22 protein-coding genes are annotated in these 25,827 nt (G+C 69.8%); 17 read left to right on the top strand and 5 right to left on the bottom strand.

Translation table 11 applies throughout. The features are described from left to right. Positions 1–64 precede the first annotated feature (64 nt). The 5 genes from DCE93_RS08870 to DCE93_RS08850 all read left to right on the top strand — a co-directional run bounded on the left by DCE93_RS08870 (position 65) and on the right by DCE93_RS08850 (position 5,289). A complete protein-coding gene (locus DCE93_RS08870; RefSeq protein ID WP_108595568.1) occupies positions 65–421 on the top strand; it encodes a YraN family protein in 357 nt (118 codons plus the stop codon). After that, positions 421–1,971 carry a YifB family Mg chelatase-like AAA ATPase gene (locus DCE93_RS08865; protein WP_108595567.1) on the top strand — a complete coding sequence of 517 codons (1,551 nt, stop codon included), beginning with the start codon at positions 421–423 and terminating at the stop codon, positions 1,969–1,971. Before DCE93_RS08870 ends, DCE93_RS08865 begins: the two co-directional genes overlap by 1 nt. Beyond that, the gene (gene dprA / locus DCE93_RS08860) at positions 1,968–3,266 is read left to right on the top strand and encodes a DNA-processing protein DprA (RefSeq protein WP_205647415.1); all 1,299 of its coding nucleotides are present in this window, start codon (positions 1,968–1,970) and stop codon (positions 3,264–3,266) included. The genes DCE93_RS08865 and dprA overlap by 4 nt, the downstream gene beginning before the upstream one ends. 60 nt (positions 3,267–3,326) lie before the next feature. Then, positions 3,327–4,235: a phosphodiesterase gene (locus DCE93_RS08855; protein ID WP_108595566.1), complete on the top strand. Its 909-nt coding sequence runs from the start codon at positions 3,327–3,329 to the stop codon at positions 4,233–4,235. A 67-nt stretch (positions 4,236–4,302) separates the two neighbouring features. After that, on the top strand, positions 4,303–5,289 hold the full coding sequence (locus DCE93_RS08850; RefSeq protein ID WP_108595565.1) for a tyrosine recombinase XerC: 987 nt from the start codon (positions 4,303–4,305) through the stop codon (positions 5,287–5,289). Between the two features lies 1 nt (position 5,290). On the opposite strand, the gene DCE93_RS08845 is transcribed toward DCE93_RS08850, so the two are convergent. Then, positions 5,291–5,902: a murein hydrolase activator EnvC family protein gene (locus tag DCE93_RS08845; RefSeq protein ID WP_146184966.1), complete on the bottom strand. Its 612-nt coding sequence runs from the start codon at positions 5,900–5,902 to the stop codon at positions 5,291–5,293. Positions 5,903–6,222: 320 nt separating this feature from the next. On the opposite strand from DCE93_RS08845, the gene rpsB reads away from it, so the two are divergent. The 9 genes from rpsB (at position 6,223) to DCE93_RS08800 (ending at position 12,930) form a co-directional block, all read left to right on the top strand. Then, positions 6,223–7,173 carry a 30S ribosomal protein S2 gene (gene rpsB / locus DCE93_RS08840; protein ID WP_108595563.1) on the top strand — a complete coding sequence of 317 codons (951 nt, stop codon included), beginning with the start codon at positions 6,223–6,225 and terminating at the stop codon, positions 7,171–7,173. Positions 7,174–7,200: 27 nt separating this feature from the next. Continuing rightward, positions 7,201–8,031 carry a translation elongation factor Ts gene (gene tsf, locus DCE93_RS08835; RefSeq protein WP_108595562.1) on the top strand — a complete coding sequence of 277 codons (831 nt, stop codon included), beginning with the start codon at positions 7,201–7,203 and terminating at the stop codon, positions 8,029–8,031. A 166-nt stretch (positions 8,032–8,197) separates the two neighbouring features. Then, the gene (gene pyrH / locus DCE93_RS08830; protein ID WP_108595561.1) at positions 8,198–8,914 is read left to right on the top strand and encodes a UMP kinase; all 717 of its coding nucleotides are present in this window, start codon (positions 8,198–8,200) and stop codon (positions 8,912–8,914) included. 48 nt (positions 8,915–8,962) lie between these two features. Beyond that, positions 8,963–9,517 (top strand): ribosome recycling factor, encoded by a 555-nt coding sequence (gene frr, locus DCE93_RS08825; RefSeq protein ID WP_108595560.1) that lies wholly within the window; start codon positions 8,963–8,965, stop codon positions 9,515–9,517. Between the two features lie 86 nt (positions 9,518–9,603). Further along, positions 9,604–10,512 (top strand): phosphatidate cytidylyltransferase, encoded by a 909-nt coding sequence (locus DCE93_RS08820; RefSeq protein WP_235825237.1) that lies wholly within the window; start codon positions 9,604–9,606, stop codon positions 10,510–10,512. Between the two features lie 33 nt (positions 10,513–10,545). Then, positions 10,546–11,100: a DivIVA domain-containing protein gene (locus DCE93_RS08815; RefSeq protein WP_108595558.1), complete on the top strand. Its 555-nt coding sequence runs from the start codon at positions 10,546–10,548 to the stop codon at positions 11,098–11,100. A 54-nt stretch (positions 11,101–11,154) separates the two neighbouring features. After that, a complete protein-coding gene (locus tag DCE93_RS14795; RefSeq protein ID WP_235825238.1) occupies positions 11,155–11,832 on the top strand; it encodes an aggregation-promoting factor C-terminal-like domain-containing protein in 678 nt (225 codons plus the stop codon). 58 nt (positions 11,833–11,890) lie between these two features. Beyond that, positions 11,891–12,199, top strand: a complete 309-nt coding sequence (locus DCE93_RS08805) for a hypothetical protein (protein ID WP_108595557.1) — start codon at positions 11,891–11,893, stop codon at positions 12,197–12,199. Further along, positions 12,196–12,930, top strand: a complete 735-nt coding sequence (locus DCE93_RS08800) for an alpha/beta hydrolase (RefSeq protein WP_108595556.1) — start codon at positions 12,196–12,198, stop codon at positions 12,928–12,930. The genes DCE93_RS08805 and DCE93_RS08800 overlap by 4 nt, the downstream gene beginning before the upstream one ends. Before the next feature lie 23 nt (positions 12,931–12,953). On the opposite strand, the gene DCE93_RS08795 is transcribed toward DCE93_RS08800, so the two are convergent. Both DCE93_RS08795 and DCE93_RS08790 read right to left on the bottom strand, forming a co-directional pair. Further along, positions 12,954–14,018, bottom strand: coding sequence for an AI-2E family transporter (locus DCE93_RS08795; RefSeq protein WP_108595555.1), 1,065 nt, complete (start codon positions 14,016–14,018; stop codon positions 12,954–12,956). Positions 14,019–14,049: 31 nt separating this feature from the next. Beyond that, the gene (locus DCE93_RS08790) at positions 14,050–15,663 is read right to left on the bottom strand and encodes a DivIVA domain-containing protein (RefSeq protein WP_108595554.1); all 1,614 of its coding nucleotides are present in this window, start codon (positions 15,661–15,663) and stop codon (positions 14,050–14,052) included. Between the two features lie 172 nt (positions 15,664–15,835). On the opposite strand from DCE93_RS08790, the gene DCE93_RS08785 reads away from it, so the two are divergent. Together DCE93_RS08785 and DCE93_RS08780 are read left to right on the top strand one after the other, a co-directional pair. Beyond that, positions 15,836–17,773, top strand: coding sequence for a DUF8094 domain-containing protein (locus tag DCE93_RS08785; RefSeq protein ID WP_146184965.1), 1,938 nt, complete (start codon positions 15,836–15,838; stop codon positions 17,771–17,773). Then, positions 17,770–18,726, top strand: a complete 957-nt coding sequence (locus tag DCE93_RS08780) for a tetratricopeptide repeat protein (RefSeq protein ID WP_108595552.1) — start codon at positions 17,770–17,772, stop codon at positions 18,724–18,726. Before DCE93_RS08785 ends, DCE93_RS08780 begins: the two co-directional genes overlap by 4 nt. A gap of 93 nt (positions 18,727–18,819) precedes the next feature. Here the strand turns inward: DCE93_RS08780 and glgB are convergent, their stop codons facing one another. Together glgB and DCE93_RS08770 are read right to left on the bottom strand one after the other, a co-directional pair. Next, positions 18,820–21,033 carry a 1,4-alpha-glucan branching protein GlgB gene (gene glgB, locus DCE93_RS08775; protein ID WP_108595551.1) on the bottom strand — a complete coding sequence of 738 codons (2,214 nt, stop codon included), beginning with the start codon at positions 21,031–21,033 and terminating at the stop codon, positions 18,820–18,822. Beyond that, positions 21,026–23,059 carry an alpha-1,4-glucan--maltose-1-phosphate maltosyltransferase gene (locus DCE93_RS08770; protein WP_244284130.1) on the bottom strand — a complete coding sequence of 678 codons (2,034 nt, stop codon included), beginning with the start codon at positions 23,057–23,059 and terminating at the stop codon, positions 21,026–21,028. Before DCE93_RS08770 ends, glgB begins: the two co-directional genes overlap by 8 nt. A gap of 166 nt (positions 23,060–23,225) precedes the next feature. Here DCE93_RS08770 and glgP point away from each other — a divergent pair, with 166 nt between their 5' ends. Beyond that, positions 23,226–25,787, top strand: coding sequence for an alpha-glucan family phosphorylase (gene glgP, locus DCE93_RS08765; protein ID WP_108596674.1), 2,562 nt, complete (start codon positions 23,226–23,228; stop codon positions 25,785–25,787). Positions 25,788–25,827: the final 40 nt, after the last annotated feature.

The following is a 25,827-nucleotide window of genomic DNA, read 5'->3' as shown; positions in this document are numbered from 1 at the left end:
GCTGAGCCGTTGCCGGTCGTCCGGTCGGTCGCCGACCGCGACGCTGGTCGCGGAGGTGGTGCGGATGGCGCACAACGCAGAACTCGGTCGACGCGGCGAACAACTCGCGGTCGAGCATCTCGAGGCACGCGGCATGCAGGTGCTCGAGCGCAATTGGCGGTGCCGCATCGGCGAGATCGACATCGTCGCCCGAGACGGCCGCGACACGGTCTTCGTCGAGGTGAAGACCCGAACCTCGGCCGACTACGGGCATCCGTTCGAGGCGATCACGCCGTTGAAGCTCGCGCGCATGCGTCGGCTCGCGATCGCATGGTGCGAGGCGACGGATGCCGCGGTCTCACGCATCCGCATCGACGCCGTGGCCGTGCTCGCACCGACCGAGGCGCCGGCGCTCATCGAGCACCTCGAGGGCATCAACTGATGCCGGTCGCACGCACGCGCTCGGTCGCGCTTCTCGGGCTCGCCGGTTCGATCGTCGAGGTCGAGGCCGATCTCTCCGCTCAGCTGCCGGCCTTCATCATCATCGGGCTGCCCGATGCAGCCCTCGGTGAGGCACGCGACCGGGTGCGCGCCGCGGCCGTCAACGCTGGATGCCCCCTTCCGCAGCGGCGGCTCACGGTCAACCTCTCGCCCGCGGCCCTGCCCAAGCACGGTTCCGGGTTCGATCTCGCGATCGCGGTCGCCTGCCTCGCCGCCGCGGGCGAGATCTCCAGCGAGTCGGTCGAGCGTGTGGTGCACCTGGGCGAACTCGGTCTCGACGGGCGTCTCCGGCCGATCGACGGTATCCTTCCGGCCGTGCTCGCCGCGGTGCGCGCCGGGTACGACACCGTCATGGTGCCGGCGGCGAACGCCGACGAGGCGCGACTCGTGCCCGGGGTCGCCGTGCTCGGTGTCGCGTCGCTGCTCGACGCGGCGGTCCATCACGGCGGGGTGTTCGATTCGCGGGTGTTCGAGCCCGTTCCGGCGCCCGACCGCGCCGATCCCGACGACCGGCTCGGTGAGCCCGTCGGCGATCTCGCCGATGTCGCCGGCAATGATTCGGCGGTCGAGGCCTTGCTCGCGGCCGCGGCCGGCGGGCACCACGTGTTCCTGCTCGGGCCGCCCGGCGCAGGCAAGACCATGCTCGCCTCACGGCTGCCGGGCATTCTCCCCGACCTCGATGCAGAGGAGGCACTCGAGGTCGCGTCGCTTCGCTCGTTGGCCGGCAGGCCGCCGCGTTCGGGCCTCTCGCGGCGGCCGCCGTTCGAGGCTCCGCATCACACAGCCACCGCGGCGGCGATGGTCGGTGGCGGCAGCCGCCTGATCCGGCCGGGTGCCGCGGCCCGCGCCTCCCACGGCGTGCTGTTCCTCGACGAGGCGCCCGAGTTCCCCTCCGCCGTGCTCGACGTGCTTCGCCAGCCGCTCGAATCCGGCACCGTCGCGATCCATCGGGCCAACGCGGTCGCGTCGTTTCCCGCTCGCTTCCAGCTCGTCCTGGCGGCCAATCCGTGTCCGTGCGGCAACCACGGGTCGAAGGCCATCGACTGCACATGCCCTCCCGCCGCGCGTCGACGATACCTGGCCCGCATCTCCGGGCCGCTCCTCGACCGGCTCGATGTGCAGCTCTGGGTGCCTCGCATCACCGCCGCCGGCCTCCGGGTCGCGGCGGAGCAGCCGGGCGTCTCGACCGCGGTTGCTCGCGAGCGGGTGATCGAGGCGCGCGCCCGTGCCGCCAGGCGGTTGCGCGGCACGCCGTGGCGCACGAACGCCCAGATGCCCGGTCCATGGCTGCGCGGTGCGGGCGGGCTCCATCCCGGAGGCCGCGCGACAGCCGATCTCGACCGGGCGCTCGAACTCGGCGGCGTGACGATGCGGGGCTACGACCGCATTCTCAAGGTCTCCTGGACCCTCGCCGACCTCGAGGGCGCGAGCGCCCCAGGGCTCGAACACGTCGGCCGTGCGCTCTTCCTCAGAAAGGGGCTGCAGCCGTGAACATCGTGCGCCGTGCCGCCACTCGCTTGCGCACCGAGCTCTCGGGCCTGCGTTCGGTCGCTCCCGTCGACGATGCCGAACTCGACGAGGTGTTCGCCCGGGCGCTGCTCGGAACCCTTGCGGAGCCCGGCGACGGCCTGCTCGGTCGCGCGATCGATGCGATCGGCGCCGTGTCGACCGCCGAACTCCTGCTCGACTCATCCACCCCTGCGCGGTTCGCCGACGAGGTGATGGGGGCGGGCGGCGCGATCGACGAGCGTGAGGCCGTCGCCGGGCTGGAACGCTGGTCGCCGCGCCTCGATCACGCGGCATTCGTGCGCTCGCTCGGTCAAGCCGGCCGGGTCGGCGCCCGATTGATCCTCCCGGGCGATGTGCGCTGGCCCCGTGGCGTCGACGAACTCGGCGTGCACGCGCCGATCGGACTCTGGGTCCGCGGGCGTGAAGACGCCTTGACCCGGTCGTCGGGCTCGATCTCGCTCGTGGGCGCGCGGGCCGCCACGGGCTACGGCGAGCACGTGACGATGGAAGCCTCGGCCGGGCTCGTCGATCGCGGCTTCGCGATCGTGTCGGGTGGTGCATACGGCATCGACGGCATGGCGCACCGCGCCGCGCTCGCCAGCGACGGCACCACGGTCGCCTTCCTCGCAGGGGGCGTCGATCGGTTCTACCCGATGGGGCACGAGACGCTGCTCTCACGCATCGTCGAGACCGGAGCGGTCGTCTCCGAGCTGCCCTGCGGCGCCGCCCCCACGAAGTGGCGGTTCCTGCAACGCAACCGGCTCATCGCAGCGGCGAGCGACGGAACGATCGTGCTCGAGGCCGGGCTCCGCTCGGGGTCGCTGAACACGGCCGGTCATGCGGCCGAACTCGGGCGACCCCTGGGGGCGGTGCCCGGTCCGGTCACGAGCCCGGCATCGGCCGGATGTCACCGGCTGCTGCGGGAGTACAACGCGGTGTGCGTCGTCGACGCCGATCAGATGGCGGAACTCGTCGACGGCAGGGCGGCGAGGCGAATGCCGCCCGGGGGTGCGTCGACTCGCGGGGTCGAGCACCGCGACGCGCCGGCCGGTTCCGATCTCTCGGCCGAGTCCGCTCGACCGCGGGGTACCGCGACGACGCCCGAGGCCGTGCGCGTGCTCGACGCGCTGAGCCTTCGCAGTCCTCGTGAACTGGCCGATGTCGCGCGACGCTGCGGCATGGCGCCGACGGCGGTCATGAGCGTGCTCGGAGGACTCGAGGCGGCAGCGCTCGCCAAGCGGCATCCGCTGGGCTGGCTTCGAGCCAAGCGCAGCTGAACGAGCGCGCTCCGAGTACGTCGGCGGCACGCCCTAGGCTGGCGGCGAAAGGAGGGTTCCATGCAGCACCCGCAACTCGGCCGGTATCCGGCGGCTCGTCATCTCGTCGCCCAGATCAGCGACACCCACCTGCTCCACGGTGGTGCACCGCTGGGCGGCTCGGCCGACACGGTCTCCGCCCTCGCTCAGGTGTCCGCGCAGCTCGAACGACTGGGCTCGTCGATCGACGCGATCGTCGTCACCGGCGACGTGGCCGATCTCGGCGAGCCCGATGCCTACCGGCTCGCGCTCGATGCGCTCGAGCCGCTCGCTCGGCGCACGGGAGCCCGCCTCATCTGGGTCATGGGCAATCACGACGAACGCGCTGCGTTCCGCACCGAGCTGCTCGACGAGCCCGCGGGCGAATCCCCGGTGCATCGCATCGCCGACGTCGACGGATTGCGCATCATCACCCTCGACTCCACCGTGCCCGGCTACCACCATGGCGAACTCGACGACGCATCGCTCGACTGGCTCGATGCCGCCCTCGCCGAACCGGCCGTGCACGGCACGATCATCGCGATGCACCACGCTCCCATCGCGACCCCGCTCGCGCTGATGGACGTGCTCGAACTCCGGGGGCAAGAGCGCTTGGCCGAGGTCGTGCGCGACCGCGACGTGCGGCTCATCCTCGGCGGCCACCTCCACTACGCGACGAACGGCAGCTTCGCAGGCATCCCCGTCTCGGTCGCCGGTGCCACGGCCTACACGATGGACCTCTCGGCACCCCCTCGTGCACTCGTCGGCATCGACGGCGGCCGGTCGTTCACGCTCGTGCATCTCTTCGACGACGGCCTGGTGACCTCCGTCGTGCCGGTGGGGCCGTTCCCCGCCGTCACGAGCTTCGGTGAGGAGTTTCTCACCGAGATCGAGCTGTTGTCGCCCGAGCAGCGCCTCGAGCGCTTCTCCCGCAAGCGCGCGACGGAGTGAACGCGGCATCGTGCGCCGGCGGGCGTGCCGCGCGGCGCCGCGGGCCGGGGCAGAGCAAGCTGGAGTGGTGAACCTCGACGTGCTGCTCGACGACTACCTGTCGCACGTCGCGGTCGAGCGCGGGTACTCGCCGCACACCGTCGCCGCCTACCGAAGCGACCTCGTCGAACTCATCGCCTTCGCCGAGGTGCGAAGCTCGACCGAGGCGACCACCCTCGACCTCCCGCTCCTGCGCGACTGGCTCTTCTCCGCCACCGAACGCGGGCTCGCCCGCTCGAGCATCGCCCGGCGCGCGGCATCCGCTCGGGGATTCACCGCGTGGCTGACCCGACGCGGCACGCTCGAGGCCGATCCCGGCGTGAGGCTGAAGGCGCCACGCGCCCAGCGCACCCTGCCGCGCGTCGTCACCGAACGGGCGGTCGCCGACGCGCTGGCCGGACTCGCCGGCCGCGCCGCCACCGGCGAACCCGTCGAGGTGCGCGACGCGGCGATCGTGGAACTTCTCTACGCCTCTGCGCTGCGCGTCTCGGAACTCGTCGGGCTCGATCTCGATGACGTCGATCGTCGCCGCCGCATCGTGCGCGTGCTCGGCAAGGGATCGAAGGAGCGCATGGTGCCCTATGGTGCGCCCGCAGCGCGCGCCCTCGATCGCTACCTCGATGCCGCGCGACCGGCGATGCTCGCCGCGGCGGCAGCGCGAGCCGCAGACGGCATCGCGCCATCGGGACGCACCGGCGAAACCTCACGTGCCGTCGAGCCGGCGGATGCCGCAGCGACACGCGCGGTCTTCTTGGGCGTCAAGGGCGGACGATTGGGGGTTCGGAGCGTCTACCGGCTCGTCGCCGCCCTGCTCTCGGAGATACCGGGCACCGGACCGAGTGGGCCGCACGCCTTTCGGCACAGCGCCGCCACGCACCTGCTCGACGGCGGTGCCGACCTGCGCGCCGTGCAGGAGTTCCTGGGGCATGCAAGCCTCGGCACCACGCAGATCTACACCCACGTGTCGTCTGAACGGCTCAAGCAGAGCTATCGCACCGCGCATCCGCGCGCGTGAGTCAGTTCGACGGCAACAGCACCGCCCTCGGCAGGCCGCCGAGGAAGAGGAAGGGCGAGACGTACTCGCCGTCGACTCTCACCCCGAAGTGCACGCAGTCGGCTTCGCAGTGCCCGCCGGTCGACACCGTGCCGATGGCCTCGCCTGCCGTGACCCGCATGCCCGCCTCGATGCGGGCGAGTGCCGCCACGGGCTCGATCGCGCTCACCACACCATCGCCGTGATCGATGGCGACGACCGGGCGACCGGCGACCATGCCGGCGAAGCTGATCGCACCCGACGCCGGTGCCGCCACCGTTGCAGCAGGCGTGACGGCGATGTCGATGCCCCGGTGGCCCGCGGTATAGGGAGTCGGCGGGGCGCGGAACGGTGCGACGACGCGGATCGGCGCCGGCACCGGCCATCGCCACGGCTCGGCGTTCGGGCCGACTGCCCGGCTCGCCTTCGCTCCGTCGATCGCCTCGATCGCCTCGATCGCCTCCGTCGCCCCGACCATCCCGACCGCCTCTCCGCCGGCAGCGGCCGAGCCATGCGCGACGGTCGCGGATGCCGGCGCGATCGCGATGACGATCGCGGCCACCAGCAAGACGGCAGCGGAACGGCGTCGTGGCATTCGGGCCGCTCGCATCGGTGATGGGCGGGGAGGTGTCGATGCACTCATGCGTCGATGATCGATCGACCCCGCGGCATCCGCCGGGCGGGGGTGCGCATGCGTGGACTGCGGCCGCTCGCGTGCGGTTGGGGAGGGGGAGTGCCGATGGTAGAGTATCGGCAGCACTCCGGTCTTCCGGGGTGACTACGCGCGCCATTTCGGCCGACGACTCCACTCAGTCCCGCTCCAGCTTCTCGAAGCCGGAACAGGCGGAGCCGTGCCGGGCGCCAGGGCTCCAGCCGCCGGCCGGAGCGACAACTGAGAACAAAGGAGTACGGCTCATGGCCGTCGTCACCATCCGCCAGCTGCTCGACAGCGGCGTGCACTTCGGGCACCAGACCCGCCGTTGGAACCCGAAGATGAAGCGCTTCATCCTCACGGAGCGTTCGGGCAGCTACATCATCGACCTGCAGCAGTCGCTCGCCTACATCGACAAGACCTACGACTTCGTGCGCGAGACGGTCGCCCACGGTGGCACCATCCTCTTCGTCGGCACGAAGAAGCAGGCGCAGAATGCGATCGCCGAGCAGGCGACCCGCGTCGGCCAGCCCTACGTCAACCAGCGTTGGCTCGGCGGCCTCCTCACCAACTTCCAGACGGTCTCCAAGCGCCTCGCGCGCATGAAGGAGCTCGAGGAGCTCGACTTCGAGGGCACCACGAGCGGCTTCACCAAGAAGGAGCTCCTCATCAAGAAGCGCGAGCTCGACAAGCTGCACAAGTCGCTCGGCGGTATCCGCAACCTGACGAAGACGCCGTCGGCCCTCTGGGTGGTCGACACCAAGAAGGAGCACCTCGCGATCGACGAGGCCAAGAAGCTCGGCATCCCCGTCATCGGCATCCTCGACACCAACTGCGACCCCGACGAGGTCCAGTACCCGATTCCGGGCAACGACGACGCGATCCGTTCGGTGAGCCTGCTCACGCGCATCGTCGCCGACGCCGCCGCCGAGGGCCTCATCGAGCGCCACCAGAAGCCCGAGGCCGAGGGCAACGTCTCCGCCGTCGAGCCGCTCGCCGAGTGGGAGCAGGAGCTCCTCCAGGCCGGTTCCGAGACCACCCCCGAGCAGGCTTCGGCCGAGACCGAGGCTGTCGCGGAGACCGTCGAAGAGGCGAAGACCGAAGCCGCCGAGGTCGTCGACGAGGCTGCGACCGAGGTCGCCGCGACCGAATCTTCGGCCGACGCCGAAGGCGCAGAAGCCGCCGAGGCTGCCGAAGCACCCGAGTCCAAGTAAGACCACGAGTCCAGGAGACTTACTGATATGGCCAACTTCACTCTCGAAGACGTCAAGAACCTGCGCGAGCGCCTCGGCACCGGCATGGTCGACACGAAGAACGCCCTCGTCGAAGCCGATGGCGACATGGAGAAGGCGGTCGAGATCCTCCGCCTGAAGGGCGCGAAGGGCAACGCCAAGCGCGCCGACCGGTCCACCGCCGAGGGCCTCGTCGCCGCCGTCGACAACGGCGACGGCACCGCGACCATGATCGAGCTCGCTTGCGAGACCGACTTCGTGGCCAAGGGCGACAAGTTCGTCGGTCTCGCCGACCGCGTGCTCGCGGCTGTCGCCGCGGCTCGTGCCGAGACCGTCTCGGCCGCTCTGGCCGCGCCGGCCGAGGGCAAGACCGTCGCCACCGTGATCGACGAAGAGGCGGCGATCCTGGGCGAGAAGGTCGAGCTTCGTCGCATCCGTCTCGTCAAGGGCGAGCAGTTCTCGATCTACCTGCACAAGACGTCGAAAGACCTCCCGCCGCAGGTCGGCGTCGTGCTCGGCTACGCCGGTGCCGACGCGGAGACCGCTCGTTCGGTCGCCCAGCACATCTCGTTCGCGAACCCCGAGTACCTCACCCGCGAAGAGGTCCCGGCCGAAGCGGTCGAGAAGGAGCGCGGCATCGTCGAGCAGATCTCCCGTGAGGAGGGCAAGCCCGAGGCCGCCCTTCCGAAGATCATCGAAGGTCGCCTCGGAGCCTTCTTCAAGCAGGTCGCACTGCTCGAGCAGGACTACGCGAAAGACAACAAGCTGTCCGTCGCCAAGGTCCTCTCCGACGCGGGCCTCACGGTGAGCGACTTCGCTCGCTTCAAGGTCGGCGCCTAGGTGCTACAAAGGAGTCCGGATCGTTCGCGATCCGGACTCCTTTGCTGTGTCCGGAGAAATCCGGATGCCCGGCGGGCCCGCGGCTCGTCGGAACGCCCGAGAACCGGCACAGCGCAGGGCTCGGCGAACCAGTAGCTTTGACACGCAGAGGGAAGGATCGGTCAGGATGACGGAACACAAGCGCAGGGTCCTGTTGAAGCTCTCGGGTGAGGCGTTCGGGGCTGGGTCCCTCGGGGTGAACCCCGACGTGATCAGCTCCCTCGCACGCGAGATCGCCGACGCCGCACGAACGGTCGAGATCGCCATCGTCGTCGGCGGGGGCAACTTCTTCCGCGGCGCCGAGCTCTCCCAGCGCGGCATGGACCGTGGCCGGGCCGACTACATGGGCATGCTCGGCACCGTGATGAACGCGCTCGCCCTGCAGGACTTCCTCGAGCAGGCGGGCGCCGAGACACGCGTGCAGTCCGCGATCTCGATGACCCAGGTCGCAGAGCCCTACATTCCGCGCCGTGCCGAGCGCCACCTCGAGAAGGGCCGGGTCGTCATCTTCGGCGCCGGCGCGGGACTGCCGTACTTCTCGACCGACACGGTCGCTGCGCAGCGCGCTCTCGAGATCGGCGCCGACGTCGTGCTCGTGGCGAAGAATGGCGTCGACGGCGTCTACTCCGACGACCCGCGCACGAACCCCGACGCGCACAAGATCGATCGCATCAGCTACCTGGAGGCCCTGCAGCGAGGGCTGAAGGTCGTCGACTCGACGGCATTCAGCCTCTGCATGGACAACGGCATGCCGATGCAGGTGTTCGGCATGGCGCCGGGCGGCAACGTCACGGCGGCGATCCTCGGCGCCGACCTCGGCACGATCGTCAGCAACGGCGTATAGCCCTCCAGTCGATAGACTGTCCCGAGTAGCGAACCAGAAGGAGCCCCCGTGATCGCGGATGTACTTTCCGATGCCACCGCACGCATGCAGAAGGCTGTCGAGGTCGCCAAAGACGATTTCTCGACCGTGCGCACGGGTCGGGCGAACCCACAGCTCTTCCAAAAGATCATGGTGAGCTATTACGGCACGCCCACTCCGCTGGCGCAGCTTGCGTCACTGCAGAACCCCGAGGCCCGCACGCTCGTCGTCACGCCCTACGACAAGGCTGCGCTGAAAGACATCGAGCAGGCCATCCGTGACACCCCGAACCTCGGGGCGAACCCCTCGAACGACGGCAACATCATCCGGGTCACCCTTCCCGAGCTGACCGAGGAGCGCCGCCGGGAGTTCGTCAAGATCGTTCGCGGCAAGGCCGAAGATGCGCGCGTGTCCGTGCGTAACATCCGGCGCAAGGCGAAGGACGACCTCGACGCACTCAAGGGCGAGGTCGGCGACGATGAGGTTTCGCGCGCAGAGAAGGAACTCGAGCAGATCACGAAGTCCAATGTGGACGCGATCGACGACGCCCTGAAGCGCAAGGAAGCCGAACTCCTCGAGGTCTGAGGCAGACGATGTCGGGCGTCCCAGAAGAGGATCAGTCGGACGCCGGGGGAGCTGAACGAACCTCGCGCGAGGAGTTCCGAGCGCAAGTGCACGCCCGCAAGGTCGATCTCGAACGGCAGTTCGAAGTCGGCAAGGCGCAGTTCGATCAGGCGCAGGAGAAGATCCAGGCCCGCACGGGGCGAAACCTGATCCTCGCGACGCTCATCGGGCTGGCGTTCGGCGGCGCGCTCCTGCTCAGCCTCCTCGTGATCAAAGAGCTCTTCATGCTGTTCGCGGTGCTCATCGCCGCGTTCGCGAGCTATGAGCTCGCCCAAGCGCTGCGAAAGGGCGGGTACCACGTTCCCCGTGTTGCGACGGTCGTCGTCGCGGTGGCGGCCGTGCCGCTCTCGTACTACGGCGGTGCCGGTGGCCAGCTGCTCGCGGTCCTCGGCGGCATCCTCGTCGTGACGATCTGGCGCCTCGCTGAGCAGCTGGGGCCGACCCTCCGGCGCGGCTCTCCTCATGCGCTTGCACGAGACCTCGCCGCCGGCGCCTTCGTGCAGGGCTACGTCACCTTCCTCGCGACATTCGCAGTGGTGCTGACGGCCGCCGAGGGCGGTCAGTTCTGGACGCTCGCCTTCATCATCGTCGCGGTCGCGGCGGACACGGGTGCCTACGCTTCTGGTCTCATGTTCGGCAAGCACAAGATGGCGCCGATCATCAGCCCGAAGAAGACCTGGGAGGGCTTCGCCGGGGGAGGTGTGGCGAGCGTCGTAGCCGGCGTGCTGCTCTCGACCCTGATGCTCGGCAACACCTGGTGGTTCGGCCTCATCTTCGGAGCGGCGATCTTCTTGACGGCGACACTGGGCGACCTCGTCGAGTCGCTGATCAAGCGCGACATCGGCATCAAAGACATGAGCTCCTGGCTTCCCGGCCATGGCGGATTCCTCGATCGGCTCGACTCGATCCTTCCCTCGGCCGCCGTCGCCTTCGTCGCGTTCCGCATCTTCGGGTGAGCCCGCGCGGTGAGCCTCCGCAATAATGGAGCGGTGGACTCCACCTTCCCTCGCGTACGAAAGCCCAAGCTCGGGTACAACACCACCCAGGTCGACGGGTTCCTCCAGCTCGCACGACGCGCGTACGACGGCACCGCGAGTGCAGACGACGCGCCGCTGACGTCGGATCGCATCCGGCTCACGGCGTTCGCCATGCAGAAGGGCGGCTACTCGACCACCCACGTCGATCAGGCGCTGGAGCGTCTGGAAGACGCGTTCGCCGCTCAGGAGCGTCAGGTCGCCGCCCGGCTGCACGGCGGCGAGGCATGGCTGCGCGAAGCGCGCACGACCGCGCAGGTCGTCTCGAACCGGCTCGCACGGCCTGAGGGCCACCGGTTCGACCGGGTCAGCCCGCTCGTTCGCGGCTACAGCACTCGCGATGTCGACCGTTTCGCCGACAAGCTCACCCGGTACTTTCGCGACGGTTGGCCGATCTCGATCGAAGACGTTCGCACGGTGGTGTTCAAGACCCAGCGCGGCGGCTACCGCGAGGCGCAGGTCGACCTCCTGCTCGATGCGGTCGTCGACGTCATGCTGGCGGTACGGTGAACCCGCGAGTCGGGCTCGCGCCTGCCGACCTCCCTCGGATACACTCGACGAATCGTGGGTAGGCATACGGACAGAGACGAGACGATCGAGTCTCGTCCGACGACGTCGGCAGCCCCGCCTGCCACGAGACCGAGCCGTGCCGGCCGGGTCAAGCAGGCCGCAACGGTCGTGTTCGCGTTCACGGCGTCCGTGAGCTTCCTCCTCGTGAACGTGGTCGATCCCTTCTCGGGCGCAACCGCCTCATCGAACTTCGCGAGTGACGGCGACCGCTTCGGCGGAGCCCAGGTGCAGGCGATCGAGGTCGACGGCGAGTATTCGATCGACGTCGCGCACGAGAGCTACGTCGTCGAGAAGAAGCCAGAGGTGAAGCTCGCGCCGGCGTCGACGAGTGCCGGCAGCGGCTGGGCTCCACCCGCCATCACCCCCGATCCGGGATCGGCGCAGGCGTATGCGGCTGGTGCGGTCGCGGCTCGCGGCTGGGCGCCGAGCGAGTTCGACTGCCTCGTGGCACTCTGGAGCAAGGAATCCGGCTGGCGGGTGAACGCGCACAATGCGTCGAGCGGTGCCTACGGCATCCCCCAGGCATTGCCGGGTTCGAAGATGGCCACCGCCGGCGCCGACTGGGAGACGAACGCGGCGACCCAGGTCGAATGGGGTCTGGGTTACGTCTCCGGCCGGTACGGCACCCCCTGCGGCGCTTGGGGCCACTCGCAAGACGTCGGCTGGTACTGATCCGTCGCCCTGCGTGCGCAGCGCAGAGGACCGCGCGGGCTCGCCTAGACTGGTGCTCATGGTGCGTTCGAACCGATCCCGGAGTCGGGCGGCCCGAGCCCGTCAGGAACACCAGGAGCTCGACGTCGAGCGTCTCACCGCCGGCTGGCGTCGCACCGAGTCCCGGAGCGGGCGCGAGTGGAACGTGCAGCCCGTCTCCGAGGCGCAGGCGGTGAAGGCCTATCTGTGCCCCGGTTGCGGGCTCGATGTCGCCCCGGGCGTCGCCCACCTCGTGGCGTGGCGCGCCGACGGCGTGCTGGGCGACGCCGCAGACCTGGCCTCGCGCCGCCATTGGCACATCCACTGTTGGAGGATCGGCACGCCATGACTGAATCGACCATTGAGATTCGCGCGGGCGTCGAGCTTCCGGCGCGGCGCGAAGAGATCGAACTGCACACCGCCGACGGGCTGACCCTGGTCGGCGAACTCGCGACGCCAGTCGAGCACCCACCCGTCGCGACACTCGTCACGCTGCATCCGCTGCCGACGGCCGGCGGCTTCATGGACTCGCACATCCTCAGGAAGGCGGCCGCGCGACTGCCGGCCCTCGCCGATCTGGCCGTGCTGCGATTCAACACCCGCGGCACCGTCTCGCCGCGCGGCAGGAGCGACGGCTCCTTCGGCGAGGGCGTCGACGAGCGAGCGGATGTCGCGGCGGCCATGTCATTCGTCGCGGAGCGGGGTCTGCCGCACCCGTGGCTCGTCGGCTGGTCGTTCGGCACGGAACTCGCCCTGAAGTACGGACTCGAGCATGGCATCGACGGTGCGATCCTGCTCTCGCCGCCCCTGCACCGTACGAGTGACGAAGAGCTCGCCCGGTGGCAGCACGCATCGCCCGAACTCGTCGCACTGATTCCCGAGTTCGACGACTACCTGAGGCCGCCGGAGGCTGCGGAGCGATTCTCGAGCGTGCCCAAGATCACCCGCATCGACGTCGCCGGGGGCAGGCACCTCTGGGTGGGGGAGTCGCAGACTCGTCGGGTTCTCGAGGAGATCGTGGCCGTCGTGAACCCCGCCGCGCTGCCATTGCCGACGGAGTGGGCGGGGCCGACGGGCTGAGTGCCCAGCCCCGTGTGAGCCGCTCAGCGCTCGTTCTGGCGGGGTACCACGACCTGCTTGATGATCAACAGCGTGGCTGCCGCGACCGGGATCGCGACGAGGGCGCCGAGCACGCCGCCGAGTGAGCCGCCGGCGAGAGCCGCGATCACGACGAGGGCCCCGGGCACCTTGACGGCGCGGTTCATGATGCGCGGACTCAGCACGTATGCCTCGACCTGCATGTAGACGATGTAGTAGATCGCCGCGACCAGCGCGGTGAGGGGGGAGCTCAGCCCCGGGATGAGGCAAACGAGCACGATCAGCACCGAACCGCTCAGCGTGCCTACGAGCGGCACGAGCGAGAACAGGAACGCGAGGAAGGCGAGCACCGCAGGGAACGGCGCACCGATGATCGAGAGGAAGATGAAGCTCGCGACGCCGTTGACGGCGGCGAGCGAGACCTGACCGAGCACGTAGCGCCCGACCGACTGCGTGATCTGCTCGGTGAGGTCGGCGAACCGCGCGCGCTTCGACGCGGGCACCAGCTGGTAGCCGGCGCGCTTCATGGTGGTCAGGGACGAGACGAAGTAGAGCGTCAGGATGAACACGATGACGACGCCGAACACCCCGGCACCGATCGCCACGGCGACCTGCAGCACGCCGCCGGCGAGTTCGCTCAGCTTGTCGGGGTTCGTGACGAAGTCGGTGAGGCCGCTCGTCACCTGATCGTTGATCTCGTCGATCGGAACCTGGGGGAACTGGTCCTTCAGGGACTCGATCCAGTCCTGGGAGCTCATCCGATCGACGATCCTCGGGACCTCTTCGACGAGTTGGCTCACCTGGTCGACGATGATCGGCACGACCGCGAGCACGAGGGCGGCGACCAGGATCCCGACCCCGGTCATGACGATCAGGATCGAGGCCCAACGCGGAAGCCCTCGGCGCTCGAACCAGCTGATCGCCGGATCGAGGCCGAGGGCGAGGAAGAGCGCGACGCCGATGTAGGCGAGGATCGTCGACAGCGTCGCGATCGAGCCGAGGATGAGGAGGCCGACTCCGACACCGAGGGTGCCGACGAGCCCGATGCGGAACGCGTTCTGGATCTTCATGGAACGGCCCGCATCCCCTCTTCGGACCGACTTACTTGGTCTTCGCCGCGATCTGCTCCGCCTGCGTCAGCACGCCGCGGAGGCTCTCGAAGTAGCCGGCGACGGCGTCGCGCTCGATCTTGATCTGCGAGAGCCGGTCTTCTGCGTCGGCGACGAGGGCACGAGTGCGCTCCTCTGCGTCGGCGATGAGCCTGCGCGCCTGCTCGTGGGCCGCGGCGATACGATCGCGGGCCTCGTCGTCGGCCTTGTCGCGGACGACGGCGATGTCGGAACGCACCTCGGTTTCGAGGCGATCCGCCTCGGCGCGGCTCTCGGCGGTGCGGGCGACCGCTTCGGCGAGTTCTGCGTTGGCGTCTTCGAGGAACTTCTGCGTCTGCGAGACGGCCTCCTGATGGGCGGAGAGGAGTTCTTGCTCGGCCTCGTCGCGCTTGGTGGAGAGCTCGGACTCCAGGTCGAGATGCGCCTTCTCGATCTCCCGGCGCATGCGGTTGACCTCGTGCGTCGTCTTCTTCCGCATCGCGGTGAGCTGGTTGTCGAGGTCGATGCGAGCCTGCTCGGACTCGGCGTCGAAGTCGGCGCGAGCCTGCTCCTGCTCGAGGGCGAGGTCGGCACGCAGCTGGTCGAGGTCGGCGACGTGCTTGGCACGACTGCGTTCGAGCTCGTGCTGCAGCTTCAGTCGGGCCGCTTCGGCCTCGCGCTCGAGGTCGATCTTCGCCTGGTCGCGCTGTTGCGCCAGTTCGGCGCGGCTGACCTCGAGTTCACGATCGAGGTCGGTGCGGGCCTGGTCGAGTTCGTGCACGAGCGCTGCGCGGCGCTCGGCGATCTCTGCGTCGATGCCGGCGCGTGACTCGGCGGTTTCGCGCTCGAGGTCGAGGCGGGACTGCTCGGTCTCGGCAGCCAGGTCGATGCGCGCCTGTTCGGTCTCTCGGGCGAGTTCGGCGCGGGCCCGGTCGAGCTCGATGGCCACTTCGGCGCGGGTCTGTTCCGTCTCCTGCGTGAGGCCCGCTGCGGTGGCTCGAGCCTCGGTCGCTTCGGCATTGGCCGAGACCAGGATCTCGGACGCCTTGCGCTCGGCGGCGGCCGTCATGGCCGCGGACTCGCGCTTGGCGCTCGTGCGGATCTCTGCGGTCTCGGTCGCGACGGCGCCGCGGATCGCCGCGGCATCGCGGGCGGCGTCTTGACGCAGCTGTTCGCTCGCCTCGTGCGAGCGCGCCACCATGTCGTCGGCCTCTGCGCGGGCGTTCTCGAGGATCCGGTTGGCCTGCGAGCGCGCCTCGGTGAGCGTGCGCTCGGCGAGTTCGTGCGCGTCGGAGCGCATGAGGTGCGACTCGTCTTCGGCGGCACGGCGCAGCTTCTCTGCGTCGATGTCGGCTTGTGCGATGAGGCGGGTGGACTGCTCCTCCGCCACGCGAAGGGTGTTCTCGAGCTTCGTGCCCAGCCCGGAGAAGGTGGGGCTTCCGACTTCCTCGAGTTCGGCGGTGAGCTCTTCGATGCGTGCGAGGAGTCGCTTGTTCTCCTTGACGCTGTCGGTGCTCTGGTTGTTCGCGGCGATGATGTCGCGGCGAAGTCCATTGATCGCCTTGTCGACCTCGTCTTTGTCGTATCCGCGGAACACTTGCGTGAACTCGGTGTCTTCGACGGCCATTCTTCCTCCGGGCTCTGTCCCGCGTTCGTGGGGGGCGCATGCGGGATGGTGAGTCCGATTGTACGGGGCGCACGAAAGGCGCGGCGACATCGTTCGCCCAGCGAGCGATCGCGCAGACACCATTCGTCCAGCGACTGGTTAGGAGTCTCTCAGATTCCGCCAGTAGTGTGGAATGTCTTTGTCAGAGGCCGCCGTGGGCGGCAATGGAGGTCGGTTCGTGCGCTTCGTCTTCGCTATCGTGGCGTTCATCGCCGCGGCCGTGATGATCGGGCTCGGGATCGCCCAGCGCACGGTCTTCCTCGAACCCGATCGCGTCTCGATGTCGGCCACGCTCTCCGGCGGCGACGCGGGATTCATCGTCGTCGAGCCCGAAGCACTCGCCGCCCATCCGGGAAAGCAGACCATCACCGTGTCGGGTTCTCCGAAGGTGTACCTGTCGTATGGCCGAAGCTCCGACGTCGAGGCATGGCTCGGAGGGGCGGAGTACGTTTCCGTCGGTTACGACGCGGAGGCCGACGCGCTGAGCGACGAGATCGTCGTCGCCGAGCCGGACGACGAGCCGGTGCCGACCACGCCTTCAACCACGCCCACTGCGCCCACTGCGCCCACCGCGGACGCCGCGGAAGCCGAGGCGAGCGTTCCATCGCCCGCAGGTTCGGATCTCTGGCTCGACGAGTTCAGCGATGAGATGACGCTCTCCACCACCGTCGATGTGCCCGAGGGCATCTCTGTGCTGATCACGGCCGACGGCGGAGACGAGCTCCCGTCGCGAGTGAAGATCGACTGGCCGCTCGACAACTCCACGCCGTGGGCCGGGCCGCTCATCGTCGGCGGGGCACTCGTCTTCCTGCTGGGCATCGCGCTCCTGCTCTCCGGCTTCATCAACCACCGTCGCTCGCGGGGGCCCCGCCGCAATCTTCCGAAGGGGCCGCGCGGCAAACTCCCGAGCGCCCCGAAACCCGGTCGCATGCAGGTGGGCGGCGCCCCGCGCCGTGCCCTCGGTCGCGCCAAGCGGGTCGCGCTCGTGCCGCTCCTCGTCGTCCCGTCCCTCGCGCTGAGCGCGTGCTCGCCCGACTATTGGCCGAGCCTCGACCAGCTGGCGGCGCCCGAGACGACCGCGCCGGCCACGCCCATCGTGTCTTCCCCGGCCCCCGGCGACGACGACGCAGGCGATGACGAAGGCGATGACGAGCCTCAGACGCAGCCCGCCGTGACCGTGCCGCAGATGGAGCGCATCATGCGCCGCGTCGCGGCGTTCGCCACCGAGGTCGACACCTCGCGCGACGCTGCCGCGGCCGCACAGCGGTTCACCGGTCCGGCGCTCGAGGCCCGAACCGCCAACTACGCGATCCGCGGCACGCTGGCCGAGCATGCCGCTCCGGCGCCCATCCCGGCGTCGCCGCTCACGCTGACCCTTCCGCAGCAGGCTTCCGGCTGGCCGCGCACGGTGCTCACCGTCGCCAAGAACGCGGATGACCCGACGATCGCGCCGACCGCACTGGTGCTCGTGCAGCAGACACCGCGCGAGAACTACAAGATCCTCTATTCCCTCGCGCTCGCGCCAGATGCCGACGTGCCCGAGGTCGCGCCCGCCTCGATCGGCGCACCGCCCATCTCGCCGGAGTTCAAGGGTCTCGTGATGCCGACCGGACAGGTCGCAGCGGCGTACGCCGACGTGCTCCTGAAGGGCGACGCCTCCGAATTCGCGCCGACGTTCGACCCCGAGGGCGATGTGCTCAGGGAGCAGCTCGGCGTGACCGGGCAGCAGGCCACGAACGACGCGCTGCCGGGCACGGCCGACGCCACCTTCTCGAACATCGTCGGCGACAGCCCCACGATCGCGCTCGCGACGAACGACGCCGGTGCACTCGTGACGGTCTCGATCGAGCAGACCGAGAAGGTGCTGCCCAATGACGGTGGAACGGTCGGGTTCGAGCCCGGTCCGGCCGCGGCGCTCTCCGGCTTCACCGGGAAGACCGCGAAGGGCGTCCAGCGCGTCATCGGCATTCAGTTGCTGTTCTACGTCCCGGGCGTCGGCAACGACGCCGACGACCAGATCCGTCTTCTCGGCTGGTCCGAGAGTCTCATCGGAGCTTCGGAGGTACCGTGACCAACCCGATTCCCCCCTCAGGTGCCGCGCTTCGCGGTGCGGTCGACCTCTCGGCCCTCGTGCAGCGCCAGTCGGCGGGCGGCTCGAGCGCCCAGGGCGCGCACGCGGCATCCGGCTCGGGCGATCAGATCGTGTTCGAGACGGATGACGCGGCCTTCGGCTCCACGCTCGAGCTCTCGCGGACCGTGCCGGTGGTCGTCGCCCTCTGGGCGACGTGGAGCGAGCCGTCGAAGACGCTCCTCGGCTCGCTGGAGCAGCTCGTTCGCGCCCGCGGCGGCCGGCTCGTGCTCGCCGCAGCCGACGCCGACCGGAGTCCGCAGCTCGTGCAGGCCTTCCAGGCGCAGTCCATCCCGACCGTCGTCGCGCTCGTCGCGGGGCAGCCGGTGCCGCTCTTCGCCGGTGCGCAGCCCGAAGACGTCATCGACCAGGTCTTCGACCAGCTGCTCGAGCTCGCCGGACAGCACGGCGTGACCGGCAGCATCGAGCCGGGCGAGCCCGTCGCGAGTGACCCCGCTTCCGCTGAACCCGTCGAGGAGCCTCTGCCGCCGTTGCATCAGGAGGCGTACGACGCGATCGAGCGGGGCGACTTCGCTGCTGCGTCATCCGCCTATCGCACGGCGATCGCGCAGGATCCGCGGGACACGCTCGCCGTGGCGGGCCTGGCGCAGGCGAATCTGCTCGGCCGGCTGCAGGGCAAGACCCTCGACGAGATCCGCAATGCCGCCGCGGCAGCGCCGCAGGAGCTCGGAGCTCAGCTCGACGTCGCCGATCTCGATCTCTCGGGCGGGCATGTCGACGACGCGTTCGATCGGCTTCTGACGCTGTTCCCGAGCCTCGATGCCGACGGCAAGAAGGCCGTGCGCGAGCGTCTCGTCGAACTCTTCGAGGTCGTCGGCACCGACGACCCGCGTGTGGTCGTCGCGCGGCGCCGGCTCACGAACCTCTTGTACTGAGCCTCGCTCGAGACCGCGCGCCCGGCAGCGCACTCGATGCGCGGGACGGGCTGTGCGACCGGCGCACGTGTGAGACGTCGTCAGACGTTCGCGTTACGCGGCCGCCGGGTCGTCGAGGGTGAACCACACCGCGCCGAGCGGCGGCAGGGCGAACGACGCCGAGGCGGGCCGCCCGGCCCACGGGGTGTCGGATGCCTCGACCCCGCCGAGGTTGCCCACCCCCGAGCCGCCGAACTCCGCGGCATCCGAGTTCAGGAGTTCGCGCCAGCGACCCGCGCTCGGCAGGCCCAGACGGAACCCCTCGTGCGGCACCCCGGCGAAGTTGACGATGCAGAGCAGCGGTCGCCGTTCGCGGTCGTACCGGAGGAACGCGATCACGTTCTCGGCCGCCGCGCCGCCTTCGACCCACTCGAATCCGGCAGCGTCGTCGTCGAGTTGCCAGAGCGCGGGCGTCGCGCGATAGCCGCGGTTCAGGGCCCCGACGAACTCCGCGAGCTGTCGATGACTCGGCTGGTCGAGGATCCACCAGTCGAGTCCTCTCTCCTCGCTCCACTCGGACAGCTGGCCGAACTCCTGCCCCATGAAGAGCAACTGCTTGCCGGGGTGCGCCCACATGAAGGCGAGGTAGGCGCGCACGTTCGCGAGCTGCTGCCAGTGGTCGCCCGGCATCTTCCGAAGGAGGGATCCCTTGCCGTGCACGACCTCGTCGTGGCTGATCGGCAGCACGAAGTGCTCGCTGAACGCGTAGAGGAACGAGAAGGTCAGCTCGTGGTGGTGGTGCGAGCGGTACATCGGATCGTTCTGGATGTACTCGAGCGAGTCGTGCATCCAGCCCATGTTCCACTTGTAGCCGAAGCCGAGGCCGCCGCTCGAGGTCGGCGCGGTCACACCCGGCCAGCTCGTCGACTCCTCGGCGATCATGACGATGCCCGGGTTGCGCTTGTAGGCGGTCGCGGTCGCCTCCTGCAGGAAGGCGATGGCCTCGAGGTGCTCCCGGCCTCCGTGGATGTTCGGCAGCCACCCGCCCTCTTCGCGCGAGTAGTCGAGGTAGAGCATCGAGGCGACGGCGTCGACCCGCAGCCCGTCGACGTGCATCTCCTCGAACCAGAAGAGGGCGTTGGCGACGAGGAAGTTGCGCACCCGGGGGTTGCCGTAGTCGAAGACGTAGGTGCCCCAGTCGAGCTGTTCGCCGCGTCGAGGATCGGGGTGTTCGTAGAGCGCTTCGCCGTCGAATCTCGCGAGCGCCCACTCGTCTTTCGGGAAGTGCCCGGGCACCCAGTCCATGATGACGCCGATGCCCGCTCCGTGCAGGCGATCGATGAGGTACTTGAGGTCGTCGGGGGAGCCGAACCTCGAGGTGGCCGCGTAGTACCCGGTCACCTGATAGCCCCACGAGCCCCCGAACGGATGCTCCGCGAGGGGCATGAACTCCACGTGCGTGTACCCCAGCCAGTCGAGGTACTCGATGAGCTCGTCGGCCACGTCGCGGTAGCCCTTGCCGGGCCGCCAGGAGCCGAGGTGCAGTTCGTAGACGCTCATCGGCTCGGCGTGGAGCTCGGCCTGCGCACGCCGTGCCAGCCAGGCGTCGTCGGCCCACTCGTGCGTGCTGTGCGAGACCACCGACCCGGTGGCCGGGGCGATTTCGGCCTGGCGTGCCATGGGGTCGGCCTTCATGATCCAGTCGCCGGCCGCGGTGAGCAGTTCGAACTTGTAGACCGCGCCGGGCTCGACATCGGGAACGAAGAGCTCCCAGACACCGCTGCCGCCCATGCTCCGCATCGCGTGTCCGGTGCCGTCCCAGCGGTTGTATGCGCCGACGACGCGCACGGCACGGGCCCGCGGTGCCCACACCGTGAACGCGGTACCGCTCACACCGCCCGCGACACCCCAGTGCGCCCGGTAATGGGCGCCGAGCACCCGCCACAGTTCTTCGTGCCGGCCCTCGCCGATGAGGTGCAGGTCGACCTCGCCGATGGTGGGGGCGAAGCGGTACGGATCGTCGCTCGTCCACTCCGCACCTCCCGAGTACCGGGCGTGGACGCGGTAGTCGACGGGACCGAACGCTCCAGCGCCCGCCCAGATGCCGTGTCCGACATGGCTGAGCGGAATCGCCTCGCCGCCGGCGAGCAGAGCCTCGACCGATTCGGCGAGCGGCCTGCGCGTTCGGATCGCCGTGAGCGGGCCCTCGAGGTGCGGCAGCTCGAAGCCGTGCTGGCCGAGCACCGAATGGGGGTCGGGGTGGCGGCCTTCGGCGACGGCGGCGAGCACCTCGTCGGCGATGACGGGAGCGGCGAGTGGTTCAGGCATCGACGACTCTTCTCACGTGCAGGATGTGCGCCGGTCGGGTGAAGGCGTCGAGCCGCACGTAGTTGGAGTCTCCCCAGACCCAGCGTTCGCCGGTGACGAGCTCGTCGACCTCGAACCGGGTGCCGGGTTCGAGCCCGAGCGCTTCGAGGTCGAGATGCACGGTCGTCTCCCGCACCGAGTGGGGGTCGACGTTGGCGACGACGATGATCGTGTCGTCGGCGCCCGGTCGGCCCCCCGTGCCGGTGAACCGGCCCGAGAGGTGCTTCGAGTAGACGAGCACCGAGTCGTCGTCGCTCGCGTGGAAGCGGATGTTGCGGAGCTGTCCGAGCGCGGGATGCTCCGCGCGGATGCGGTTGAGGATGCCGAGGTAGAGCGCGAGCGAGCGACCGTCGCGCTCGGCAGCGGCGAAGTCGCGCGGCTTGTACTCGTACTTCTCGTTGTCGATCGCCTCTTCGGCGCCCGGCCGGGCTACCGACTCGAAGTGCTCGAAGCCCGCGTAGACGCCCCAGAGGGGTGCTGCGGTCGCGGCGATCGTCGCACGCACCGTGAAAGCGGCCGGTCCGCCGAACTGCAGGTACTCGGTGAGGATGTCGGGAGTGTTCACGAACAGGTTCGGTCGCATGAAGTCCGCGGTCTCCTGAGACACCGAGGTCAGGAACTCCTCGAGCTCCGCCTTGGCGTTGCGCCAGGTGAAGTACGAGTACGACTGCTGGAAGCCCACCATCGCGAGCGCCTGCATCATCGCCGGTCGGGTGAACGCCTCGGCGAGGAAGATCACCCCGGGGTCATCCGCGTTGACCGCGCCGATCAGCCGCTCCCAGAACGCGAGCGGCTTCGTGTGCGGGTTGTCGACTCGGAAGATGCGCACGCCCTGCTTCATCCAGTGACGCACGACCCGCAGCACCTCGTCGTAGATGCCCTCGGGGTCGTCGTCGAAGTTCACCGGGTAGATGTCCTGGTACTTCTTCGGCGGGTTCTCCGCGTAGCGGATCGTGCCGTCGGGCAGCTGGGTGAACCACTCGGGATGCTCCGTCACCCACGGGTGGTCGGGGGCGGCCTGCAGGGCGAGGTCGAGCGCCACCTCGATGCCGAGCGCACCCGCCCGGCGCACGAAGGCGCGGAAGTCGGCGAGCGTGCCGAGGTCGGGGTGCACGGCGTCGTGACCGCCGGGGGAGCCGTCGGCGAGCGGTCCGCCGATCGCCCACGGGGAACCGGGGTCGTGCGGGCCGGGATCGAGGGTGTTGTTGCGACCCTTGCGGTTGGTGACGCCGATCGGATGGATCGGCGGGAGGTAGACGACGTCGAAGCCCATGGCGGCGACGCCGTCGAGGCGTTTGGCGGCAGTGCGGAAGGTGCCCGACTTCCAGCTGCCGTCCTTCAGCTGCTTCGCCCCCTCCGACCGCGGGAAGAACTCGTACCACGAACCCACCCCGGCGCGGCGGCGCTCGACGACGATCGTGTGCTCGGGCGAGTCCGTCGTCAGACGCGCGAGCGGGCGCACCTCGAACTCGAGGAGTGCTGGGTCGTCGATGAGCGCGCGACGATCGGCGACGGATGCCTCGCGCTCGCGCAGCGCGGCGGCGAGCGCCGTGAGCCGCTTGCGTGCCGCGAGCGGCCGCGTCTTCTCGGCGACGGCCCGATCGATGAGACGCGCGCCGATCTCGAACATGAGCTCGGCGTCGACCCCGGCGTCGACCTTGAGCGCGGCGTCGTGCCGCCAGGTCGCGACCTCGTCGTCGAACCCCGTGACGTGCCAGTGCCACTCGCCGGTCTCGTCGAGGAGGACCTCGGCCTCCCAGCGGTCGGTGCCGGCCGCGAGCGGAGACATCCGCTCGCGTCGCTGCACACCCGCGGGGCTCGTGATGACGAGCATCGCGCCCACCTGGTCGTGGCCCTCTCGGAAGACCGTGGCACGGAATGGCACGACCTCGCCCTCGAACGCCTTGGGGCGCCAACGCGCGTCGGGCAGGGCGGGGGTGAGCCGGGTCACGGGGATGCGGCCGGCGTGCGCAGGGGCAGTCGTCACGGTTCGACCGTATCTGATCTCGGTGGGGGCCAGTAGGCGAAACGGCTCGCGGCCGGCAGAGAACGGACTCGAGTGTGCCGAGGGCGGGCCCGGCTCGATCCGGCGCGAGCGATTCGGAGTCCGCCCGTTCACGCGTTCGACACACGCCCGACCTAGGGTGGAGCCCGTGAAGCCGATTCGCAAGTTCACGGTCCGTGCGGTCATCCCGCCCCAGCTCGCTGCGCTCGAGGAACTCGCCGGAAACCTCCGCTGGTCGTGGCACGAACCGACGCGGCGGCTGTTCCAGCACATCGACCCCGAGCTCTGGCGCACCTCCGAGCGAGACCCCGTGGCGTTCCTCGGCGAGGTCGACCCGGCCCGACTCGACGAGCTGGCGGGCGACGACGGCTACGTCGAATGGGCCGAGCGCCAACGCTCCGATCTTCGCGACTACCTCGCCGAGCCGCGCTGGTTCCAGTCCCTCGGGGCCGCGGCGCCGCGCACGGTCGCGTACTTCTCGCCCGAGTTCGGGATCACTGCGGCGCTGCCGCAGTACTCGGGCGGTCTCGGCATCCTCGCGGGCGATCATCTGAAGGCGGCATCCGACCTGGGCGTGCCGCTCGTGGGCGTCGGCCTCTTCTACAAGGCGGGGTACTTCTCGCAGTCGATCTCGCCCGACGGCTGGCAGCAGGAGCGCTACCCCGTGCTCGACCCCGACGGCCTGCCGCTCTCGGTGCTGCGCACGCCCGACGGTGCGCCGGTGCAGGTGACGCTCGCCCTGCCCGACGATCGCTCACTGCACGCACGCGTGTGGAAGGCCGCGGTCGGACGCATTCCGCTGCTGCTGCTCGACACCGACATCCCGGCCAACAGCGATGAGCTGCGCTCGGTCACCGACCGGCTCTACGGAGGCGGCGGCGAGCACCGACTGCTGCAGGAGCTGCTGCTCGGCATCGGCGGCGCTCGCGCGGTGCGAGCGTGGACCGAACTCAGCGGAAGCCCGGCGCCCGACGTGTTCCACATGAACGAGGGCCACGCGGGCTTCCTCGGGCTCGAGCGCATCGCGACCTACATCGGCGAGGGTCTCTCGTTCGCGGCGGCGTTGCAACTCGTGCGCGCGGGCACCGTCTTCACGACCCACACACCCGTGCCGGCGGGCATCGACCGCTTCGACCGGGCGCTCGTCGAACGGTACCTGTCGGGTTCGCTGCTGCCCGGCGTCGACCCGGCGGATGCACTCGCGCTCGGGGTGGAGCCCGGCGCGGACCCGGCGACGAGCGCGTTCAACATGGCCGTGATGGGCCTGCGGCTCGCCCAGCACGCCAACGGCGTCTCGAAACTCCACGGCGAGGTGAGCCGGCGCATGTTCGGGGAGCTGTGGCCGGGCTTCGACGCCGAGGAGGTGCCGATCACCTCCATCACGAACGGCGTGCACGCGCCGACCTGGACTGACCCGGCCCTGCTCGCGGTCGCCGAGACGCGGCTCGGCACCGGGGACACCGAGCACGCCGACTGGCGCAGCCCCGCGCTCGCCGACGCCGAGTTCTGGACGGTCAAGCGGGCCATGCGCCTGCAGCTCGTGGAAGACGCGCGCCGCCGCCTCGCTGCGGCCTGGCGGGATCAGCACTCCGGCGCCGAGCCGCCGAAATGGGTCTCGCGGGTGCTCGACCCCGACACGCTCACGGTCGGCTTCGCCCGGCGCGTGCCGACCTACAAGCGGTTGACGCTCATGCTGGCCGATCCCGAGCGGTTGACTTCGATCCTCACGAACTCCGAGCGACCGGTGCAGTTCGTCATCGCCGGCAAGTCGCATCCGGCCGACGACGAGGGCAAGCGGCTCATCCAGCAGCTCGTGCAGTTCGCGCAGCGGCCCGAGCTGCGCGAACGCATCGTGTTCCTGCCCGACTACGACATGGGCATGGCCGAGCTGCTCTACCCGGGGTGCGACGTGTGGCTCAACAATCCGCTGCGGCCGCTCGAGGCGTGCGGCACCTCGGGCATGAAGGCGGCGATGAACGGTGCGCTGAACCTGTCGATCCTCGACGGCTGGTGGGCCGAGTTCGCCGGCGACGACTACGGCTGGGTGATCCCGTCGGCCGATGCAGCCGGAGATGCCGGCGAGCGGGACGCGCTCGAGGCGGCGGCGCTCTACGACCTGCTCGAGCACCGCGTCGCCACGAGGTACTACGAGCGCGACGGCGACGGCGTGCCGGTGGAATGGGTGCGGCGAGTGCGCGAGACCCTCGCCGTGCTCGCGCCCGAACTCGGCGCCGATCGCATGGTGCGCGAGTACGTCGAGCGGTTGTACCGGCCTGCCGCCGAACACTTCGCCGCGGTCTCGGCCGAGGGTGCGCGGGGCGCGCGGGAGCTCTCGGCGTGGAGCGGCAGGGTGCACGCGGCCTGGCCGGGCGTCGACGTCGTGCATGTCGAATCGGGCGGCGTGGAGGCGCCGCACGTCGGCGACGAGCTGCGGCTCCGCGCCTACGTCGAGCTCGGCGAGCTGACGCCCGACGACGTCACGGTCGAGGTCGTCTACGGGCGCAGCCGCGCCGACGACACGATCGACGCCGTGCGGCGGGCGGCCCTCGAGGTCGATCCCGCAGCGCAGGTCCCGGCGGGGCAACGCCTCTACACGGGCGCCGTCGTGCTCGACCGTGCCGGGGCGTTCGGCTATACGGTGCGCGTGGTGCCGCGGCATCCGCTGCTGCGGTCGACCGCCGAGCTCGGCCTCGTCGCCGTCGCCGACTGATCTCTCTCGGCCGACGCTCGACGTCATGCCGTGTCACCAG

Source organism: Agromyces badenianii (assembly GCF_003070885.1).
GTDB classification, from domain to species: Bacteria; Actinomycetota; Actinomycetes; order Actinomycetales; family Microbacteriaceae; genus Agromyces; species Agromyces badenianii.
This window is presented reverse-complemented; position numbering and strand designations above follow the sequence as displayed.

Excerpts from the sequence above, each read along its gene's own strand:
- tsf (WP_108595562.1), top strand. The coding sequence starts at position 7,201 with ATGGCCAACTTCACTCTCGAAGACGTCAAGAACCTGCGCGAGCGCCTC.
- DCE93_RS08785 (WP_146184965.1), top strand. The coding sequence starts at position 15,836 with ATGTCTTTGTCAGAGGCCGCCGTGGGCGGCAATGGAGGTCGGTTCGTG.
- DCE93_RS08870 (WP_108595568.1), top strand. The coding sequence starts at position 65 with ATGGCGCACAACGCAGAACTCGGTCGACGCGGCGAACAACTCGCGGTC.
- rpsB (WP_108595563.1), top strand. The coding sequence starts at position 6,223 with ATGGCCGTCGTCACCATCCGCCAGCTGCTCGACAGCGGCGTGCACTTC.
- DCE93_RS08800 (WP_108595556.1), top strand. The coding sequence starts at position 12,196 with ATGACTGAATCGACCATTGAGATTCGCGCGGGCGTCGAGCTTCCGGCG.
- DCE93_RS08845 (WP_146184966.1), bottom strand. The coding sequence starts at position 5,902 with ATGCCACGACGCCGTTCCGCTGCCGTCTTGCTGGTGGCCGCGATCGTC.
- DCE93_RS08790 (WP_108595554.1), bottom strand. The coding sequence starts at position 15,663 with ATGGCCGTCGAAGACACCGAGTTCACGCAAGTGTTCCGCGGATACGAC.
- DCE93_RS08865 (WP_108595567.1), top strand. The coding sequence starts at position 421 with ATGCCGGTCGCACGCACGCGCTCGGTCGCGCTTCTCGGGCTCGCCGGT.
- DCE93_RS08855 (WP_108595566.1), top strand. The coding sequence starts at position 3,327 with ATGCAGCACCCGCAACTCGGCCGGTATCCGGCGGCTCGTCATCTCGTC.
- glgB (WP_108595551.1), bottom strand. The coding sequence starts at position 21,033 with ATGCCTGAACCACTCGCCGCTCCCGTCATCGCCGACGAGGTGCTCGCC.
- DCE93_RS08795 (WP_108595555.1), bottom strand. The coding sequence starts at position 14,018 with ATGAAGATCCAGAACGCGTTCCGCATCGGGCTCGTCGGCACCCTCGGT.
- DCE93_RS08805 (WP_108595557.1), top strand. The coding sequence starts at position 11,891 with ATGGTGCGTTCGAACCGATCCCGGAGTCGGGCGGCCCGAGCCCGTCAG.
- pyrH (WP_108595561.1), top strand. The coding sequence starts at position 8,198 with ATGACGGAACACAAGCGCAGGGTCCTGTTGAAGCTCTCGGGTGAGGCG.